Source organism: Flavobacterium notoginsengisoli, assembly GCF_014207905.1.
GTDB classification, from domain to species: Bacteria; Bacteroidota; Bacteroidia; order Flavobacteriales; family Flavobacteriaceae; genus Flavobacterium; species Flavobacterium notoginsengisoli_A.
The window spans coordinates 137,030-156,536 of the sequence record NZ_JACHLB010000005.1; the positions used below are offsets into that span (position 1 = coordinate 137,030).

The window sequence follows — 19,507 nt, forward strand, 5'->3', positions numbered from 1 at the left end:
GAATGTTTATTCTGAGTTATTTTTTGGACTTAAAATTTACATTCATAATAATTATGGCAAGAATAATTAGTACAATTCCAACCCATTGAGAAAAGATTACTTTTTCGTTCAATAAAACATAAGCCATCATTACAGAAACTGGCAATTCGAGTGCAGATACGATACTTCCAAGTCCAATACCAGTTAAAGGAAAACCAGCATTCATTAGCATTGGTGGAATTATAGTTCCGAAAAGAGACAAAACAATTCCCCATTTTAAGAAAATTTCAAGATTAAAAGGAGTAACTTGAGTAAAAAATGCAAAAGAGAAAACAATAATCGATCCGCCTAAAAGCATATAAAGACTTCTTTGGGCTGATGAAATTTCAATTGCTACACGATTTGCGGTAAACATAGTAGTTGTAAAAGAAGCCGCAGCCATTATTCCCCATGCTAAACCTCTCCAATCGAGTGTGATATCATTATTAATAATATTTGTTGCTAAAACAGTCCCAAAAAGTACAATCAATACAGCAATAACTTTTTGTTTTGAAGGTAATTTTTTTTCTAAAATCATTTCAAGTAAAACCCCCATCCAAACCGTTTGCATTAATAAAACGATTCCGATAGAAACGGGAATATATTTTACAGCTAGATAGTAAAATAAACTGGTCATTCCTAAAGAAGTTCCAGCAAGCATTAAACTAAAAATGTTTTTAGGAGTAGCTTTAACTGCTTGATTTTTGTTTTTTATTCTCTGAAAAAGATTGATTAGAAGAATACCTGTAATTCCATAAATAAATTGTGAACTCGTAACTTCTGCAGTCGTGTATCCTTCAGAATAGGCTATTTTTACAAAAGTAGCCAGCATTCCGTATGTTGTTGCACCTAAAGCAACCAAAAAAACACCTTTTAATACATTGTTTTGAGACATCATAATTTATCTATTTTTAAAAATTCAAGCCGGCAAAGGTAGGTTATTTTATTTATGATTTTATCGTACTATGTTGAGAAAATTGATTTAATGCTAATAAAATTGAATTTTAAACTCTTGAATTGTGAATTGTTTAAAAATGTAAATATTTAGTATAAAAAAAAGCCATCAAAAATAGTTCTGATGGCTTTCTATAATAAAGAATAATTATTCTACGTCTTAATTAGGCTGATTTTGATAGGTTTCAATTTCAAAAATCAAAGTAGCATTTGGTGGAATAACTCCGCCTGCACCTTTTTCTCCATAAGCTAAATTAGAAGGAAGGAAGAAAATTGCTTTTTCTCCATCTGTCATCATGTCAAGAGCCTCAAGAAAACCTGGAATCATACCGTCTTTTTTACCAACTGTAAAAGGAAAAGCTTTGTAACCGCCTTGTGCATCTCGGTTTGCGTCGTATTTTCCGTAAGTTTTAGCTACACTTGCCATACTGCTGTCAAATAGGTTGCCATCTTCAAAATATCCTGCATAATGAAAGTAAATATTTGATCCTTCTGCACCTTTAACTCCAGTTCCTTTTTTTGTAATAAAATACTTTAGACCAGATGCAGTTGTCGTTGCTTTTGCTTTTGTTTCAGTAAAATAAGCAGCTTTAATTTGAGCTTTTTTCATTTCATCGCTGAAAATTTTTACTGCATCAAATTTTTTAGCGGCAGTTCCTTTGCGAGTAATTGTAATTTTTGTCATTACATCGTCTTGAACAATTTTATTTACATTGTCCATTCCAGAAACTACATGTCCGAAAATAGTATGTTTTCCGTTTAACCAAGGAGTGTCTTTATGTGTAATAAAAAATTGGCTTCCGTTTGTAGCAGGACCAGAATTTGCCATTGCTAAAACACCACCTTTTTCAAATTTTAAATCTGTAACAAATTCGTCTTTAAAAGAATATCCAGGGCCTCCAGATCCATTTCCATCTGGATCACCACCTTGAATCATAAAATCGTTTATAACTCTATGAAATTTTAAGCCATCATAAAATGGTTTTCCTTTCAATTTATCAGCTTTAACAAAAGGATTTTTCCCTTCAGCTAAAGTGATGAAATTTGCTACTGTTACAGGAGCTTTTACGTATTCTAAAGAAACAACAATATCTCCTTTTGTAGTAGAAATTGTTGCAAAAATTCCGTCTTCTGGATTTGGCGTTGCAGCTGGTTTTGCTGCTGTTGCCGTTTTTGGTTTTGCAGCAGGCTTCGCTGCAGGTTTTTTAGTTTGTGCTTGAATGTTTATTATTGCTAAGCAAAATAAAAATAAAAATCTATACTTCATTACTTTAGTATTTAAGTCTGTCTGTGATTAACTTTTTATGGTTTATCTGTTATTTGAATTTCGAAAATAATATTGGCATTTGGTGGAATTACTCCTCCAGCTCCAGTTGCTCCGTAAGCTAAATGTGATGGAATGAAAATAACTGCTTTATCTCCCAATGAAAGCTGTTCAACTCCCTCAATAAAACCAGGAATTAAACCTTCTTTTTTACCTACTTGAAACTGAATTGGCTGATATGCTTTTGCTTCAGCTCTAGCTGGATCAAATTTTCCGAATTGTTTTGCAACACTTTCAATACTTGTATCAAATAAAGTTCCGTCTTCAAGGAAACCAGCATAGTGAATAAAAATTTGGCTTCCTGCAGCAGGTTTTTTACCGTTTCCTTTTTCAGTAATTGTATATTCTAAACCGCTTGCAGTTTTAGTTGCTTTTGCTTTTATAGCTGCATAAGAAGCTACTTTTTCTTTTTGAACAGCTGCCGCTTTGATTTGTTCTTTCGAAATATCAGCAAAATAGTCATGGAATACTTTTACAGCGTCAAATTTCTTAGCCGCTTCACCATTTCTAATGATTGTTACAGAAACAATATTGTCACCTTGAACTACTTTATTTACAACTTCTTGTGTTTTTGCATCTACCACATGGCCAAAGATAGTGTGTTTGTTGTCTAACCAAGGAGTTTCAACATGCGTGATAAAAAATTGACTGCTGTTTGTTCCAGGTCCGTTGTTTGCCATTGCTAAAACGCCGGCTTTGTCAAATTTTAAATCTGAGAATTCATCTTTAAATTTATAACCTGTATCACCAGAACCAGTTCCTAGAGGATCTCCAGACTGAATCATGAAATTTTCAATAACTCTATGGAATTTTAAACCATCAAAAAAAGGTTTCTTTTTTAGGTTTTCGTGTACGACAAATTCGTTTTTACCTTCAGCTAAAGTCACAAAATTAGCAACAGTAATTGGTGCTTTCTTATAGTCAAGTTCTACAATGATATGTCCTTTGTTTGTTTCTATATCGGCATATAAACCATCAGGTAGATTGCTATGGTCGTCTTTACAAGAATAAAATGAGCTAACGGCAATTAGTAATAATAAAATAATCTTTTTCATTTAAGATATGTTTTTTATGGAGTTAATGTATCTTTTTTAGCTGGTGCCACAGGTTTTGCAGCTGTAGGTTTTGGAGTTGTTGTTTTTGGGGCTTGTGCTGTAGCGGTTTGAGCAGCTGGATCTGGAACAAAATTTCTTAAAGTAACAGTGACCATTAAAGGTTCGTTTGTTCCAATTTTTTTATTGTCGCCATGATAGCCATAAGCCATATGTGAAGGAAATAAAAAAGTCACGGTTTCATTTTTATGCATTCGCTTGATTCCGTCACGCAAACCCATCATAATATCTTGTTTGTCTACATAATAGGTTTGAGGTCCAAGGTCTGATTCAGAGTAAATGATTTTGCCTTCAAGATCTTTTACTTCCATGTTGAAATAGGCAATATCGCCTTTTCTTGGCGCAGCAGTTTCGGCAGAATTTTTTTCTTCATAATTAAACCAATAACCTTTTGGAGTAGCATAATACTTAACTTTCGGATTGTTTTTAATTATTTTTTTAATGACATCTTCTTCGCTCGCCACTAATTTTTTATTTCGATCTGCTGATGTTTTCATGAAAGTTCCCGAAGCACTAGAAATAGGTCTTCTGGCTTCTTCATGATGCTTACAGCTGACTAAAAAAGCAGCAAAAAGCAAACTGTAAATACTCAATTTTAGGTTATTCATCGATTGGGCTATAAGGTTAGTTTTTTTACTAAATCTTCAAATTTTTGAACCGTTTCTTCCATCGAAACTTCCGATCTTCCGCCAGCTGCGTTGCTATGTCCGCCTCCGTTAAAATGATCTCGGGCAAATTGATTCACATCAAAACCGCCTTGCGAACGGAAAGAAATCTTGATAATTCCTTCGTCTTTATTTTCGATAAAAATAGCAGTAAAAACAATATCTTTTATACTTAAACCATAATTAACAATTCCTTCTGTATCACCTTTAACATAATGAAAAGAATCTAGCTCTTCTTGTGTTAACGTCATATATGAAGTTTTATGTTCTTCAAATATCTTCATATTTTGCAAAGCACGCCCTAATAGCTGTAATCTGCTGAAGGAACTATTATCGAATAATAAAACAGGAATCTCAGTGTTTTCAACACCTAGGTCAATTAATTCGGCAATAATTCTGTGAGTGTTTCCAGTTGTTCCAGGAAAACGGAATGAACCAGAATCGGTTAAAATTCCTGTATAAATGCACGTTGCAATGGTTTTATCAATATCTTCTTTTTTGTTTAAAAAGTTAATGAAATTATAAACCATTTCACAAGTCGATCCGTATGAAGTGTCAGAATAAGTATATGCTGCATAATCATCAGGTTTTTGATGATGATCTATCATGATGAAAGTTGCATTTAACTTGTTTAAAGTATGCTCCATTTCACCAGTACGATGAAAAGCATTAAAATCAAGCGTAAAAATGATTTCTGCTTCTTGTAAAATTTTTGTACAGATTTCAGTTTCTTTCTCAAAGATTTTTACTGTTTCTGATCCAGGAAGCCACGCTAAAAAATTAGGAAAATCATTAGGAGCAATAACTGTCGCCTGATGATTGTTTTTGATTAAAAAATGGTACAAACCTAATGTCGATCCCATTGCGTCGCCATCTGGTCCTCTGTGTGGAATTATGGCAATTTTCTTTGGGCTTGCGAGTAATGATTGAATCGCTTGAATATCTTGTATTTTCATAGTGTGCGAATTTACATTTTTTTAATGTAATGCTGAAAATATTTTTAGTATTCGGTCGCAGTCGCAGTTTTCAGTTATTGTATGTTTTCATTTGAGAACTGCGACTGTGACTTTGACTGAAAACAAAGACTTTAAAGAAACCTTTGATACAATTTATATTTTGCTCCTTTTACGATTTGTGATTTATAAATTCCGATGGAACCAGAAGAAAAATAGGCAATTACGCAAGCAATGGCAATAAATATTCCGGGAGCAATTCCGAATAATTCCATTCCCATAATGGTGCAGGCGATAGGAGTGTGGGTCGCGCCTGAGAAAACGGCAACAAATCCTATTCCAGCTAAAAGAGCAATTGGCATCGGAATTACGGTCGATAGTGCGCTTCCTAAAGTAGCTCCAACAAAAAATAAAGGTGTTACTTCGCCACCTTTAAAACCAGCTCCCAAAGTAAATCCTGTGAATAATATCTTAAGCAGAAAGTCATACCGTTCATTTGGAGTCGAAAAAGCATCAACAATTACAGGAACTCCCAAACCTGAGAATTTTGTAAAACCGAAACCAGCAATAGCAATGGCTAAAACAACGCCACCAATAACGGGACGAAGTGGAGGATATTTAATGTTTTTTGAAAAAAGCGATCCCCAAAAATGAGTACTTCTTGCAAATAATAAAGCAGCAAATCCAGAAAGAACTCCAACAATTATGGTGAAAATAATATTGTTTAAACTGAGTTCAGGGATGACAGGAATACTATAATGAGTATGTTTTATTTCCCAGAATTCTACAGTGAAATAAGCTGCATAAGCGACTAGAAAAGAAAGAACAATACTTTTAAAATTAATTTTACTGAAATACAAAACTTCTAAAGCAAAAATAGCGCCTGCTAAAGGAGTTCCGAAGACGGAAGCAAAACCAGCACTTATTCCGAGAATAATCAAAATTTTGCGTTCAGAATTATCGAGTTTGAAAAGCTTAGTGAATTGATCAGCAATTGCGCCACCCATTTGCACTGCTGTTCCTTCTCGACCAGCAGAACCTCCAAATAAGTGTGTAAGTAAAGTTCCTAAAAGTACTAAAGGAGCCATTTTGAAAGGAATCACTTTTTTTGGAGTTTCATATTCTTCCAACAATAAATTATTTCCTTTTACAACAGATTCTCCCCAATAATAATAACTCAATCCAACCAAAAAACCACCTAAAGGCAAAAGCCAGATAATCCAATCGTGTTGAATTCTAAATTTTGTAACCCATTCTAAGGAAACTAAAAAGAATGCAGATGCAGATCCAGAAAGTATTCCGATTAATATACAGATAAGAATCCATTTCGGAATGTCAAGAAGTAATTGCTTAGGATTTTGGAAAGTCATTAAATGTAAAAGTTTGCCACGAATTTCGCCAATTTTCACGAATTAAAAGAAAAAATAATCATTTTAAATACATTAATCTGTGGCAAAATGAAAAATAAATTCGTGTAATTAGTAAAATTCGAGGCAATAAAAATATTACTGAACAACAGCTGTAAATTCAATTTCAACCAAATATTCAGGAGCAACCAATTGATTGATTCCATAAAAACCTGTTGTTGGTTTTACATCTTTAAAAAAAGCGGCATGCGCTCTCGCTACTTCTTCGAAAGTAGAAACATCAGTTGTGAAGATTCGAGTTCTAATTACATCTTTTATTCCAACATTTAAATCTTCCAGAACTTTTTCAACGCGCTCAATAATATTATAAGTTTGAGCGTAAGCATCATCGGCTTTTACTTTGTCGCCGTCAACGATAGCTACAGTTCCAGAAACTTCAATGATATTTCCAATTCTTACGGCACGACAATATCCCATTTTGTCTTCCCATGGAGATCCAGTTAAGATGTTTTCTCTTTTCATTTTTTATAATTTGTGAATTTGTTTGCTGTGTTTTAAAAGCAAATTCAGGTTGATTAATACGCCGCAATTTAAGAATTATGGTTCTGAATGAAACTAAAAAAAGCTTGAAATCAAGGTGGAAATCAAGCTTTTTTGTGATATTAAAATGTTATTCTGTTTCCTTTTCTTCGTAAAGGCGAAGCTTATTTTGAACAGTATTTAGGTTCTGTTGTAAAATTTCAATTTTGTTTAGGAGATTGGCTATAGCATCAATTCCTTCTAAGTTGATTTTGAGATCATAATGCATTCGAATCATTTTTTCTACCGTCGGAAGCTGTTCTGGCTCTAGGTATTCGTCATTTTCTTCCATTATAATATGAATAAGCCCATAATTTTGAAGTTCGGTAATAAAAGTGTTTTCAATTTCGTGATACAGACAAAACTGTTTTATATGGATTAGATTTTTATTTTTCATGACTTCTTAGTTTTGCTAGTTCTTCAAATAATTCTTTCTCTTTGTCGGACAATTTTGTTGGGAGTTTTAAGGTGTATGTAATGTATAAATCTCCAAATTGATTTTCCTGTTTATAAATCGGAAAACCTTTTCCTTTTAATTTTACCTTAGTTCCAGGTTGAGTTTCGGCAGGAACTTTAATTTTTACTTTTCCGTCGAAAGTGTTAATGTAAGTCTCGCCTCCTAAAATGGCTGTATATAAATCTAGAGGTGCTTCAGCATACAAGTTATTGCCTTCACGCTTAAAATCTGAAGTATTTGCGATAGAAAAAGTAATAAATAAATCTCCGTTTGGTCCTCCATTTACACCAGGTCCACCGTGATTTGGAATTTTTATGATTTGCCCATTTTCCACACCTGCAGGAATTGTAATTCGAATATTTTTTCCGTTAACAGTTAGGCTTTGTTTATGAGTTGTGTAAGCCGATGCAAGATCTAATTCGAGTTCAGCGTTAAAGTCCTGTCCTCTATATTTGGATTGAGATCTGCTTCTTCCGCCGCCGTACATCGAATTAAAAAAATCTGAAAAATCGCTTCCAGAAAAGTCGCCGCCTCCAAAACCAGAAAAATCTCCTCCTGAATATTGAGAACCGCTTTGCTGTCTGCTCTGCTGTTGATTCGGATCGTAACCCGCTTTTTCAAATTCTTCGGCATGTTTCCAGTCTTTTCCGTATTTATCGTATTTTTTTCGATTTTCAGGATTGCTTAAAACTTCATTAGCTTCGTTTATTTCTTTAAATTTTTTCTCGGCTTCTTTATCATTCGGATTCAAATCGGGATGGTATTTTCTAGCGAGTTTTCTATATGCTTTTTTGATTTCTGCTTCTGTTGCAGATTTTGTAACATCTAATACTTTATAATAATCGATATAATCCATTTCTATGAGATTTTATAAATGGTAAATTAAAGTATTGAAGTTAAGAATAAGTTGTTAATAATCAAAATTATGGGTTTAATCTAATGTTAAAAATAGAGCTTCATTTTTGGAATTTGAAATTTGGAATTTGAAAATTATTTTTTGCGAAGCAAATAAATTTTGGCAGGTTTTTTGATTCCAAAAATTAGCTTAATTTATTGTTATAAAACTCCTAAAGTTGCAGAGCATAATTAAATTATACTATTTTTGTGATGCTGGACTTTTGATTGTATTTTAATATAAAAGCCGATTCGATAAAACTATTTCAATGAAGCACATTTTATTATTCATATTGTTTTTTACTGCGATGTCAGTATCAGCCCAAGCCGAATTTAATTCTAAATTCAAGGCTATTCCAGCACCAAAGTTTAGTGCGAAGCCTAAAAAAACTCCAATTCCTGAAGTAAAAGATCCACAAGCGCAAACAAGTGATATTCCATCAATTAAAACTCCTAATGTTTTTGAAAATACGACGATAACACCAAAATCTAAATTTCAGATAGGAGAAGAGAAAAGTAAATTTACAATGTCTACAGAAACCGATTTTGCTAATCCTGGAGATCGTTATGTAGCAAAAATGGAAAAAGACTTAGACAAAGCTTTAAAAGATGCAGGTTTACGAGAAGGTCGAGGAACATTAGTAAAAAGAAATATTTCGCTTGGCGATTTTAAAACTAAATCAGAGTATTTTATTGTGAAATTTCGTGATTTTGGAGCAATTGATGGCGATTTAGTAAAAGTGTCTTCCAATGATGCTGTAATTCGTGACCGAATCTTACTGGATGCTAGTTTTCAGCAAGTAAAAATCGATCTTAAACCAGGTTTTAATAAATTAGATTTCGAAGCATTAAATATAGGTACATTGGGCGGAAATACTGCCGAAATTCAAGTTTACGACGATAAAGGAGCATTGGTTACCAATGATTATTGGGACAATCTTGCCGCAGGATTTAAGGCTTCTATTGTCGTAACGAAAGAGTGATTTTTGAGTGGCTAAGGTTCTAAGGAACTAAGATTCTGAGATTTTACTTTAAGAGAAAGCGTAAAAGATATTATACAAAAAGAGGTTCCATTTGGAACCTCTTTTTGTATCTAAAATTCTAAAAAAAACTTAGAATCTTAGTTCCTTAGAACCTTAGCATCTTAGATTAAAAAGGATCCGCAGTAACTCTAAATTTCATGTCAGCTTTTACCGTTACGTCTTTAGTCAAAGTCTCTTTTAATGTTACTTGAGTTCTTATTTTGTAACTGTCAGCTTTAATATATTGATCTAATTTTTTATCGGTACAAATCAAATCGATCGCATTTGTTGTAGCATTGATATTGTCTTGATACGCCAATTCTATTTCATCAGAATTGGTTGTTGAAATATATAAGTGAACCGATTTTAGAAAAGTAAAAGTCTTATCAGAAGGATCAGAAATGGTTAATTTCAGAGATCTGATTTTTACATCTTTCACTAAACTAGCCTTTGTTTTGTTGTTTTCAAATTCTGCTGAAGAATTAGTAGTTACTTCTGGAGTGATTATTTCCGAAGGCAGATTAATTGGCGAAGAACTTTTAATTTTGATAGAAGCTTCATTCGAAATATTGAAACTTAATAAATCATCAACCGCGTCGCAAGAGGTTAAGAAAACAGACATGATAAGTGTCAGGGCAATAAATTTTGATTTCATAGTTAAATTGTAATTGGGTTTTTCGTTAGATACGAAATAATTTGGGGTTTGGATTTTTTTGCGAAGATACTAAGATGCTAAGATTCTAAGGGACTAAGTTTTTTTATTTTCGATACTGAAAAAAACTCAGAACCTTAGCAACTTAGCTTCTCAGAACCTAAATTGAAAAAAAAATATTTTTTTTCAACGTTCCGATTTTTGAATTTCGAATATAAAAAGTACTTTTGCGCATGCAACACAACGTACTTATTTTAGATTTCGGATCGCAATATACTCAGCTTATTGCGCGTAGAGTTCGCGAATTAAATATATTCTGCGAAATTTTTCCTTACAATCACATTCCAAGTGATTTATCAAGTTATAAAGCCGTAATTTTAGGAGGAAGCCCTTTTTCTGTTAGAGGAGAAGATGCTCCACATCCTGATTTATCGCAAATTAGAGGTAAAATGCCTTTGCTTGCCGTTTGTTACGGAGCACAATATTTAGCGCATTTCAGTGGTGGAGAAGTAGCAGCTTCAAACACTAGAGAATACGGAAGAGCAAACTTGTCTTATATTAAAGAAGGCGAAACTTTTTTTGATGGAGTTTCAGAAAACAGCCAAGTTTGGATGAGCCATAGCGATAGTATCAAAGCGCTTCCAACAAATGCTGTAAAATTAGCAAGTACGCATGATGTAGAATACGCAGCTTACAAAATCGAAGGCGAAACTACTTATGCAATTCAATACCATCCAGAAGTTTATCACTCTACAGATGGGAAAAAAATGTTGGAAAACTTCTTAGTAAAAATTGCTGAAGTTCCTCAAAACTTTACTCCAAATGCTTTCGTTGACGAAATGGTAGCAGAATTGAAAGAAAAACTAGGAAACGATAAAGTAGTTCTTGGTTTATCTGGAGGAGTAGATTCTACTGTAGCTGCAGTTTTATTAAACAAAGCAATCGGACAAAACTTATATTGTATTTTCGTAAACAACGGACTTTTACGTAAAAACGAATTCCAAAATGTATTAGATCAATACAAAGGAATGGGATTAAATGTAAAAGGTGTAGATGCTGGAGATCGTTTCCTTGGCGAATTAGCAGGAATCAGTGATCCAGAAACGAAACGTAAAACAATTGGTCGTGTATTTATCGAAGTTTTTGATGATGAATCGCACTTATTAGAAGACGTAAAATGGTTAGCACAAGGAACAATTTACCCAGACGTTATCGAGTCTGTTTCGGTAAAAGGGCCATCTGCAACTATTAAATCTCACCATAACGTTGGTGGATTGCCAGATTATATGAAATTGAAAATTGTAGAACCACTTAGAATGCTTTTCAAAGACGAAGTGCGACGAGTAGGAGCTACATTAGGAATTGATCCTGAATTATTAGGAAGACACCCTTTCCCTGGACCAGGATTATCAATTAGAATTTTAGGAGATATTACGCCAGAAAAAGTTAGAATTTTACAAGATGTAGATTCTGTTTTCATTGAGGGATTAAAATCTTGGGGATTATATGATAAAGTTTGGCAGGCTGGAGCGATTTTGCTTCCTGTAAACAGTGTTGGTGTTATGGGTGATGAGCGTACTTACGAAAAAGTAGTAGCGCTTAGAGCCGTAGAATCAACAGACGGTATGACTGCTGACTGGGTTCACTTACCTTACGATTTCTTGATGAAAGTGTCTAATGACATTATCAATAAAGTAAAAGGTGTGAATCGTGTTGTTTACGATATTAGTTCAAAACCGCCAGCAACAATTGAGTGGGAATAGTAGTATATTTTAAAATTAAGGTCTTACATTTGTAAGGCCTTAATTTTTTATAACCTACTATTTATGAGAGAACTTTTAACAATTTCTCTTGTCTTTATTTTGTCTTTTAACAAAATAATTGCGCAAGATTCAATTATCGAGCACAAGATTCAAAAGGGTGAAACCGCTTATTTTATTGCCCAAAAGTATAAGGTTTCTCTAGATGAGATTTACAAACTCAACCCCGAATCACAAAATGGAATCAAGGATAATCAGATTATAAAGATTCCTGTTCATTTAGAAAAAACAAATTCAAAACAACAGATTCATGTTGTTGCTCCAAAAGAAACACTTTTCGGTTTGTCCAAACAATACCAAGTTTCTGTTGAAGACATTCAAAATGCTAATCAGCAAATTCTTGCTAGCGGACTTCAAGTTGGTCAAGAATTAATTATTCCACTAAATTCAAGTTATTCTTCAAAACAAGAAAGTAATGTTTCTTCAAAAACTGCACATCAGGTTGTAGCAAAAGAATCTTTGTTCAGCATTGCCAGACAATATAATGTTTCGGTTCAGGATTTAGAAAATTTAAATAAAGATATTTTGATTAATGGCTTACAGATTGGTCAAACCATTTCAATTCCAAACAAAAGAAAAACTTTAGATGGAAGAGTTCGCGTTATTAATCAGGAAACTATTTTTCATATTGTTGAAGCGAAAGAAACTAAATTTTCTATTGCCAAGAAATACGGAATTTCTATTGATCAATTAGAATCGCAAAATCCAGAAATTGTAAACGGATTGATTGTTGGAAATAAGCTTGCCATCAATACAAAAGAAATAAAACCTTCTAACGAAAGCGAAGAATTAATGTTGGCTTTGGCCGAAAAACAAGTTGTAGTTGAGAAAACTAAAGCTAAAACTATTGAAATTGACGATTTGAAAGATCGCTTGGTTGTTCAGAAAGAAATGAATCAGAAAATTATAAAAATCAATGATTTGAAAGTGAATCTGAATGATCTGAATGGTTCCAAAGAAAATTCTGTTGAAAAGTTGCGTTTGGTTTTAGAAGCAAATAAAAATGTTCAGGATATTTTAATGGCAAAACTGGATTCACTTGTCATTTCTATGAATAATGATCTGAAAGAATTAAAACGAATGGATGTTTTGAATATTGAAGAATCTAAAAGACTGGAAAAACAATCTTCAGAAGGAATCAATAAAACCAACGAATTATCCTCTCAACTGAAAAAAGAATTGGCAGAAAACAGAAAAGTGTATGCTGGCTTAATGAATAAGGTAGAAAAAATAGCTGTTGAAGAAAATCAGGAATACAAGAAGAAAATCCGCGAAAGCGAGAAAAACACAAATACAACTTCTTTGCAGCAGCGTTTGTCTTTAGAGGAAATTAAACGTTATAAAATAGAGCAGGAAAAAGGAGATGCACAAAATCAGCTTTTGATTGCAAAAATTGATTCGTTGGATATTCAGAAAAAAATTGAAGTGAAAAGACACATCAGTAAAGCTTCTTATTATAGTATGGAAGCCAGAAAATTTGATGATAGACTGGCTTTAATTAAATTGAAAAAATATCAGAATGAAGCAGTTAAAAAACAGCAAAAAAATAATGCAGGTGAAAATTCAAAAGTAATTTCTTTAGAAGAAATGAAACAAGAATTGAAAGACAATCCGTTACGAGCTGATAAAACAGTAAAAGTGGAAGTTTATGATAATCTTAGAGAAGTTTCGAATGGGTATTACTTAGTTTTGGGTATATTTACAGACGCAGTAGACCGAGATAAGTTTATTATGAAACTCATTGATTCTGGCGAGTTTAACGCTAGCTTCTTTTTCAATATTAACAGTCTTTCGTACTATGTTTACACAGATAGATTCGAAAACATGGAAGAAGTGCTTTATAAATGCAAGAAAAAAGAAGAAGATGAGTTATATAAAGATATTATGATTGCCAAAGTTGAAATCGATTTGAGATAGATTTTATCAAAAAAACAAACGGCGCGAATTTTGCTTTTAGTAAAAATTATAACTTATTTTAGAATTAGAAATTAAATTGTTTTAAGCCATATTATGAAATATTATTTAACATTGTTGTCTCTTGTATTTTTTATGACTTCGAATGCATTTTCGCAAGAAAAAGTAGTGAAGTATAAAGTGTCGAGTGGAGAAACTATTAATCAGATTGCACAGAAATTTAAGGTAACTCCTTATGATATCTACCAATTAAATCCAGACGCGAGAACGGGTTTAACGCCTAATTCTGTGCTTTTGATTCCGACTAAAAATGGGGAAGCAAAAAAAGAAGAAACTGCAAAACCTAAAACGGTTGTAGCTTCAGGTAAAGAAGTAATTCATGAAGTACAGCCAAAAGAAACGTTTTACAGTATCGAAAAAAAATACGGAATTACAGATGAAGCTTTAAAAGCTGCAAATCCTTTTTTGGAAAAAACTGGTGTTCAAATCGGACAAAAATTAGTTATTCCTGCTAAAGGAACCGCTCCGAAAACTGTTGCAACAACTCCTGTAAAAAAAGAAAAAGTTGCTGAAAAATACGTTTTCCACGATGTGCAGCCAAAAGAAACAAAATTTGGTATTGCAAAACAGTACAATATGACGGTTGAAGAATTAGAAAAACGCAATCCAGATATTGTATCTAATCTGCCTGTTGGTTATAGACTGACAATTAAAGGAACAGCTCCAAAAACAGATTCAGCTCCAGCTGAAACTGCAAAAGCTGTAGAAAGTAAAAAGCCAGCAGAAACTTCTAAAAAAGCAGTTTCTTATATGGAATATCAGGTAAAACCAAAAGAAACATTTTATAGTTTAGGAAGAGTTTTCCATTTATCTCAAGAAGAATTAGTGGCTTTAAATCCGTCACTTTCTGAAGGTGTAAAAGAAGGAATGGTTTTAAAAGTTCCTACTGGATATGTAGCTCCAGCTCCGATTGTAGCGGCTCAAGTGCCAGCTGAAAAAACAGCTGATTCTTCTATCAGTAAATCTGTAGAAACTACTGGTGGAGGAATTAAAATTGTAGATAAAGTAAAATCAACAGATAATAGCAATGCTGAAATTGTTGAATTAAGCAAAAAAAGAGGAGCAAATGAACGCAAAAAAGTAGTTTTATTGCTGCCATTTAATATGTCTAAAATTCAAAGTGATACAACGGGAACAGGCAACAGAATTAAAAATGATAAGTTCTTAAATATGACTTTAGATTTTTATGCTGGTGCGATGATGGCAATCGATTCTGCTAAAACATTAAAATTGCCAATTGATGTTGCGATTTATGATTCTCAAGAAACTAAAACGACATCTAATGTTTCTAGTTTGATTTCTAAACTTCAAGATGCGGATGCTGTAGTTGGTCCTTTTTATCAAAATAATGCTGAAGCAACTGCTAATACACTTAGAATGTACAACGTTCCAGTTATTTCTCCATTGTCAAAAGATATCGCTAATCCGATTGAGAATTTATATCAATCAATACCTGCAAATGATGTTATAAGAAATGCCGTTTTTGACTATATGCGTTCTAAAAATGGAAATATTGTAGCCGTAGTTGATAAGAAAAAAGAATCGGTGATTAATTATATTAAACAAAATCAAAGAGGAGTTGCATTTGCTTCTTTGACAGAAACAGGTGGCTTGGATGTAGCTAGTTTAAAAAGCTTATTGATACCAAATCGAATGAATTATGTGGTGATGGAAACCGGAAACACGGCGATGATCAAAGCGACAATAAAAGCAATGTTGGATTCTCAAAAAACCTGTCAAGTACAGTTAGTGATTTTAGAGCCAAATAGTACATTAGATACAGACGAAATAAGTTTTGATAATTTAGTGAAATTGAAATTAATGTATCCGTCTATAACACGCGAAAGCGACGAACAATCAGTTTTAATTTTTGAGAAACAATACCGTTTAAAAAACAAAGCAAATCCAACAACTTATGCAACAAGAGGATTTGATGTAACTTTCGACACTATGATGCGTTTGGTACAAGGAAAAACGTTTCAAGAAACGGCTGATATGATGACTACACAACAAGTAGATAATAAATTTCAATATTACAGAAAAGAAGATGGCGGACACGCAAACAAAGGTGTGTACATCTTATATTACGATAGTGACTTAACTTTAAAAGTAGCAAATTAATGACATCAAAAGTAACCTATTTAGGAGATTTAAGAACAAGTTCAATTCACGTGCAGTCTGGAAGCGAAATCATTTCAGATGCGCCATTAGATAATAACGGAAAAGGAGAGGCATTTTCTCCAACAGATACAGTTGCAAATGCTCTGGCAAGCTGTATGATGACAATTATGGGAATTAAAGCCCGTGATTTAGAGGTTGATTTTGTAGGCTCAACTGCAGAAGTAACAAAAATCATGAATGCAGAACCAAGAAGAATTGGCGCAATCGAAATTGTTTTTGATATGAAAAGCAATGCCGACGAAAAAAGCAGAACAATCTTAGAGCGTGCTGCAATGACTTGTCCAGTGTTTTTAAGTTTAAGCAGTGAAATCGAAAAGAAAATTAGTTTTAACTGGAACTAATTTTTAAATGAATATTAAAAAGTAAGCTGTCTCAAAAAGACAGCTTTTTTTATAAGCTTTAGAGAAGCGAAATATTTATAGCAATTTTATTTGCGACCTAGAATATAGCTCCAGCGGAGTGACATATTTTTATAAAGTTTTATGTATGTCGCTCCGCTGGAGCTTTATGTTGTAACGTCTTTTCTTTGTTATAAATATTTCGCTTCTCCGAAGCTGAATATTGAAAATAAAGCAGGTTGATCATACTTTTGGGTAACCTCTTTTTATTTCATAGAATAGCATAAAATAGACAAGAGAGCGAAATAAAAATCGCTCTCTCGTCTTCTTTAACTAACCAATATTTATTCTGAAAACTCTAATTTTTTCAATTTATTCCATCCTCCACGAGTGAAATCTGGTATTTCTACAGGTGCAGAATTATTGTCTAATGAGATTTCCGTTAACGGACCCAAACAAGACCATTCTGCCAAGTCGTAAACATCCATGTCTAAAGGAAGTCCTTTTTGTAAGCAATAAATTAATCTATAATCCATGATGAAATCCATACCGCCGTGACCACCAACTTTTTTAGCTTGTTCTTCAATTCCTTTTGCGATTGGATGTTTGTATTTTTCCATTAAAGCCTTTTTAACTTCTTCGGGAACAAAAGAATGCGCGTTTAGCTTTTCGTGATTTGGTTTCACGTCATCACTTAATTCTTTTCCGTTTAAAGCATATCCTTCTAGCGGATATTTATTAGCAAAACCTTTTGTACCGCTCAACTGATACATTCTGCTGTACGGACGAGGAGAAGTAACATCATGCTGAATGTGAATTGTTTTTCCATTTTCAGTACGAATCATTGTCATGGTATGATCTCCGTTTCTAAAATCTTTGATTTCTTTTCCTGATTTTTCTTTGATGTAAGCAGGATTTCCAACTGCTTTTGTATCCATAGAAACCAAGAAATTCATTTTATCTCCACGGTGAATGTTTAAAGCCTGACAAGCTGGCCCCATTCCGTGAGTTGCGTATACATCTCCACGATGTTTAATGTTATAATCCATTCTCCAATTGTTCCAATATTCTCCCCAGAAAGGTTGTAAACCATGAATGTAAGAACCTTCGGCATGAAGAATTTCTCCAAAAACACCTTGCTGTGCCATATTTAAAGTCGTCAATTCGAAGAAGTCGTAAACGCAGTTTTCTAATTGCATACAGTGTTTGCGAGTTTTTTCAGAAGTATCAATCAGTTCCCAGATTTCTTTCATTGTTAAAGCTCCTGGAACTTCGATAGCAACGTGTTTTCCGTCTTTCATTGCCTGAACTCCGATAGAAGCGTGATGAAGCCAGTCTGTAGCCACGTATACCAAATCTACGTTTGGTAATGCCGTAACTTTTCTCCACGCATTTTCGTCTCCGTAAAATTCTTGTGCTTTTGGAAAACCAGCTTTCGTTAGAATTTCATTTGACTTTGCAGTGTTTTCCTGTGTCATGTCGCAAAGTGCAACAATTTCTACACCTGGAATATGTGTCATACGTTCTACTGCTCCAGGACCACGCATTCCAAGTCCGATAAAAGCGACGCGAACAGTCGGAATCGCTGGCGCTGCCAAACGTAAAACATCGGTTTGACCTTTAGCTCTTGCAGGAGTTTTAGTTTTTATCATTTGAGCCGATGCAAAAGTTCCCCACAACATAATGCATGCGGCTAAAATGAATTTTAAATTACTGGTTTTCATAATTAATTTGTTTTAAATGTTTTGATAATCTTTTGATTATCGGAAATTCTAATGTTTTTGAGAGATAGTTTATGGTAAATTATTAAAATTTATTTCTGGCTTCTTATTGTTGAGTGGTCTGGTAAAGTTAGTTTTTGGTGCCGTATAATCATTAAAAAAGCCTCCGTTTTTTAAATAGAAAGAATTGTTTTCTGTTCCGCCTGCGAAATCCATTCGGTATTCTTTAGCTCCAGTATTATCATTCGTGAATCTAGCAGTATTAAGCTCTGTCCAATTGCCTTTTTCATCACAAATCCATTGATTGTTGAACAAAACTTTACGAGAATAATCGCCTTGTTCTGGAATAAAATTTTCTAAAAAAGAATGAAATCTTTTTAAATAAGTATTCGTTTCCGGACGGCTAAAGCTTGCAATAAGCATCCATTTGTTTACTTCGGGTGCAAAAAAATACGCTGTATAAGTGGTAGTGTTATTTCCATTTGGAGTTCCTTTAAGCAAGAATTTGTAAGTTGTGCCGGCTTTCCAATTGTATTTTAAATAGCTTTGACCGCCAGAACCTTCATTGCCAAATTCGCCTGTATGTACATTTTCTCCTTTTTTGAGCATTTTGATTTTATGCGAATCAGGAATACTGGCAGGATCATCGGTATTAAAAGGACTCCAAACTGAAAATAAAACTCTTCTTTCAGTTGCTGAATTGACCTGAATTCCGAAATAGCCTTCGCCAAAACCATTTGCCATAAAATAAGAACCAATTTTGTCTTCGTTTTCAGGAACGGTTATTTCGTTATAAAACCATTCTGCATTAATGTTTTCAGGAATAAAATAATTTAAATGAACCGATGGTCCTCGGCGTCCCCAATGATAAAAATTACCTTCGTTGTTTGGAACAAAAGAGATTTTTCCGTCGTAATCTGCGCTGGAAATTTTTAATCTATTGATGGATGGAAAACGATCACCATTTTTACTAATTCCTTTTATTTTTAAGGCAACATAACCTTCTTGATTGATTTTCCAGTTTCCAATTAAAATGGCTTTTTTAGAAGTATTAAAAGTTATTTTTTTTACTTCGTTATTAATTGAAAATTCAACTTCTGATTTTCCGAAAACTTCAACCGATTCTTCAACCGAAATTTGAAATGTTCCCGGTTTAAAAATTCTAAAATAAACAGTAAATGTTTCATTGGAATCTCGCCAGTTTTCAATTCCATTATCTGTAATGTTACTTTCGTCTAAATGTTTAGAACTATAAGCATTTCCAGCTAATGGTAAAGAAATTGATGTTTTAGGATTTTCTATTGTACTATTTTCTGATTCTATTTCGTTGTGATTTGCACAGGAAAATGAAACTAGAGAAAATGCTAAAATAAGAGTGAGTAAATTTTTCATTAGTAAGTTTTGAAAGATTAACTTTTTTAAACCTCTCTAATCTTTACAATTAGAGAGGCTGTTAAAAACAATAAACAAATCTAA

17 protein-coding genes are annotated in these 19,507 nt (G+C 33.3%); 5 read left to right on the forward strand and 12 right to left on the reverse strand.

From position 1 onward, the window contains the following. Positions 1-16 precede the first annotated feature (16 nt). The 9 genes from HNP35_RS15715 to HNP35_RS15755 form a co-directional block, all read right to left on the reverse strand. Positions 17-913, reverse strand: coding sequence for an EamA family transporter (locus HNP35_RS15715; RefSeq protein ID WP_184164922.1), 897 nt, complete (start codon positions 911-913; stop codon positions 17-19). A 219-nt stretch (positions 914-1,132) separates the two neighbouring features. Beyond that, positions 1,133-2,239, reverse strand: a complete 1,107-nt coding sequence (locus tag HNP35_RS15720; protein WP_184164113.1) for a peptidylprolyl isomerase — start codon at positions 2,237-2,239, stop codon at positions 1,133-1,135. A gap of 35 nt (positions 2,240-2,274) precedes the next feature. After that, complete coding sequence (locus HNP35_RS15725) at positions 2,275-3,351, reverse strand: peptidylprolyl isomerase (protein ID WP_184164116.1); 1,077 nt, start codon at positions 3,349-3,351, stop codon at positions 2,275-2,277. A 14-nt stretch (positions 3,352-3,365) separates the two neighbouring features. Further along, a complete protein-coding gene (gldI, locus tag HNP35_RS15730) occupies positions 3,366-4,016 on the reverse strand; it encodes a gliding motility-associated peptidyl-prolyl isomerase GldI (protein ID WP_184164119.1) in 651 nt (216 codons plus the stop codon). Between the two features lie 8 nt (positions 4,017-4,024). Further along, on the reverse strand, positions 4,025-5,029 hold the full coding sequence (locus tag HNP35_RS15735; protein WP_184164122.1) for a DHH family phosphoesterase: 1,005 nt from the start codon (positions 5,027-5,029) through the stop codon (positions 4,025-4,027). A gap of 131 nt (positions 5,030-5,160) precedes the next feature. After that, positions 5,161-6,396: a voltage-gated chloride channel family protein gene (locus tag HNP35_RS15740; protein WP_184164124.1), complete on the reverse strand. Its 1,236-nt coding sequence runs from the start codon at positions 6,394-6,396 to the stop codon at positions 5,161-5,163. A 135-nt stretch (positions 6,397-6,531) separates the two neighbouring features. Continuing rightward, positions 6,532-6,915, reverse strand: a complete 384-nt coding sequence (locus tag HNP35_RS15745; protein ID WP_184164127.1) for a RidA family protein — start codon at positions 6,913-6,915, stop codon at positions 6,532-6,534. A gap of 148 nt (positions 6,916-7,063) precedes the next feature. After that, a complete protein-coding gene (locus tag HNP35_RS15750; RefSeq protein ID WP_184164130.1) occupies positions 7,064-7,369 on the reverse strand; it encodes a chaperone modulator CbpM in 306 nt (101 codons plus the stop codon). After that, a complete protein-coding gene (locus HNP35_RS15755) occupies positions 7,359-8,285 on the reverse strand; it encodes a DnaJ C-terminal domain-containing protein (RefSeq protein WP_184164133.1) in 927 nt (308 codons plus the stop codon). Before HNP35_RS15755 ends, HNP35_RS15750 begins: the two co-directional genes overlap by 11 nt. Before the next feature lie 307 nt (positions 8,286-8,592). Between HNP35_RS15755 and HNP35_RS15760 the strand changes: the two genes are divergently transcribed. After that, complete coding sequence (locus HNP35_RS15760; RefSeq protein ID WP_184164136.1) at positions 8,593-9,306, forward strand: hypothetical protein; 714 nt, start codon at positions 8,593-8,595, stop codon at positions 9,304-9,306. Between the two features lie 166 nt (positions 9,307-9,472). Here HNP35_RS15760 and HNP35_RS15765 read toward each other — a convergent pair whose 3' ends face one another. Next, the gene (locus HNP35_RS15765) at positions 9,473-10,000 is read right to left on the reverse strand and encodes a hypothetical protein (protein WP_184164139.1); all 528 of its coding nucleotides are present in this window, start codon (positions 9,998-10,000) and stop codon (positions 9,473-9,475) included. 230 nt (positions 10,001-10,230) lie between these two features. On the opposite strand from HNP35_RS15765, the gene guaA reads away from it, so the two are divergent. The 4 genes from guaA (at position 10,231) to HNP35_RS15785 (ending at position 16,313) form a co-directional block, all read left to right on the forward strand. Further along, entirely contained in the window at positions 10,231-11,760 is a 1,530-nt protein-coding gene (gene guaA, locus HNP35_RS15770) for a glutamine-hydrolyzing GMP synthase (RefSeq protein ID WP_184164142.1), read from the forward strand. A gap of 63 nt (positions 11,761-11,823) precedes the next feature. Then, positions 11,824-13,734: a lytic transglycosylase gene (locus tag HNP35_RS15775; protein WP_184164145.1), complete on the forward strand. Its 1,911-nt coding sequence runs from the start codon at positions 11,824-11,826 to the stop codon at positions 13,732-13,734. 93 nt (positions 13,735-13,827) lie between these two features. Next, on the forward strand, positions 13,828-15,912 hold the full coding sequence (locus HNP35_RS15780) for a PBP1 and LysM peptidoglycan-binding domain-containing protein (protein WP_184164148.1): 2,085 nt from the start codon (positions 13,828-13,830) through the stop codon (positions 15,910-15,912). Continuing rightward, on the forward strand, positions 15,912-16,313 hold the full coding sequence (locus HNP35_RS15785) for an OsmC family protein (RefSeq protein ID WP_184164151.1): 402 nt from the start codon (positions 15,912-15,914) through the stop codon (positions 16,311-16,313). Before HNP35_RS15780 ends, HNP35_RS15785 begins: the two co-directional genes overlap by 1 nt. A 341-nt stretch (positions 16,314-16,654) precedes the next feature. Here HNP35_RS15785 and HNP35_RS15790 read toward each other — a convergent pair whose 3' ends face one another. Together HNP35_RS15790 and HNP35_RS15795 are read right to left on the reverse strand one after the other, a co-directional pair. Then, positions 16,655-17,992 carry a Gfo/Idh/MocA family protein gene (locus HNP35_RS15790; RefSeq protein ID WP_246453562.1) on the reverse strand — a complete coding sequence of 446 codons (1,338 nt, stop codon included), beginning with the start codon at positions 17,990-17,992 and terminating at the stop codon, positions 16,655-16,657. 111 nt (positions 17,993-18,103) lie between these two features. Further along, entirely contained in the window at positions 18,104-19,423 is a 1,320-nt protein-coding gene (locus HNP35_RS15795) for a DUF3472 domain-containing protein (RefSeq protein WP_184164157.1), read from the reverse strand. Positions 19,424-19,507: the final 84 nt, after the last annotated feature.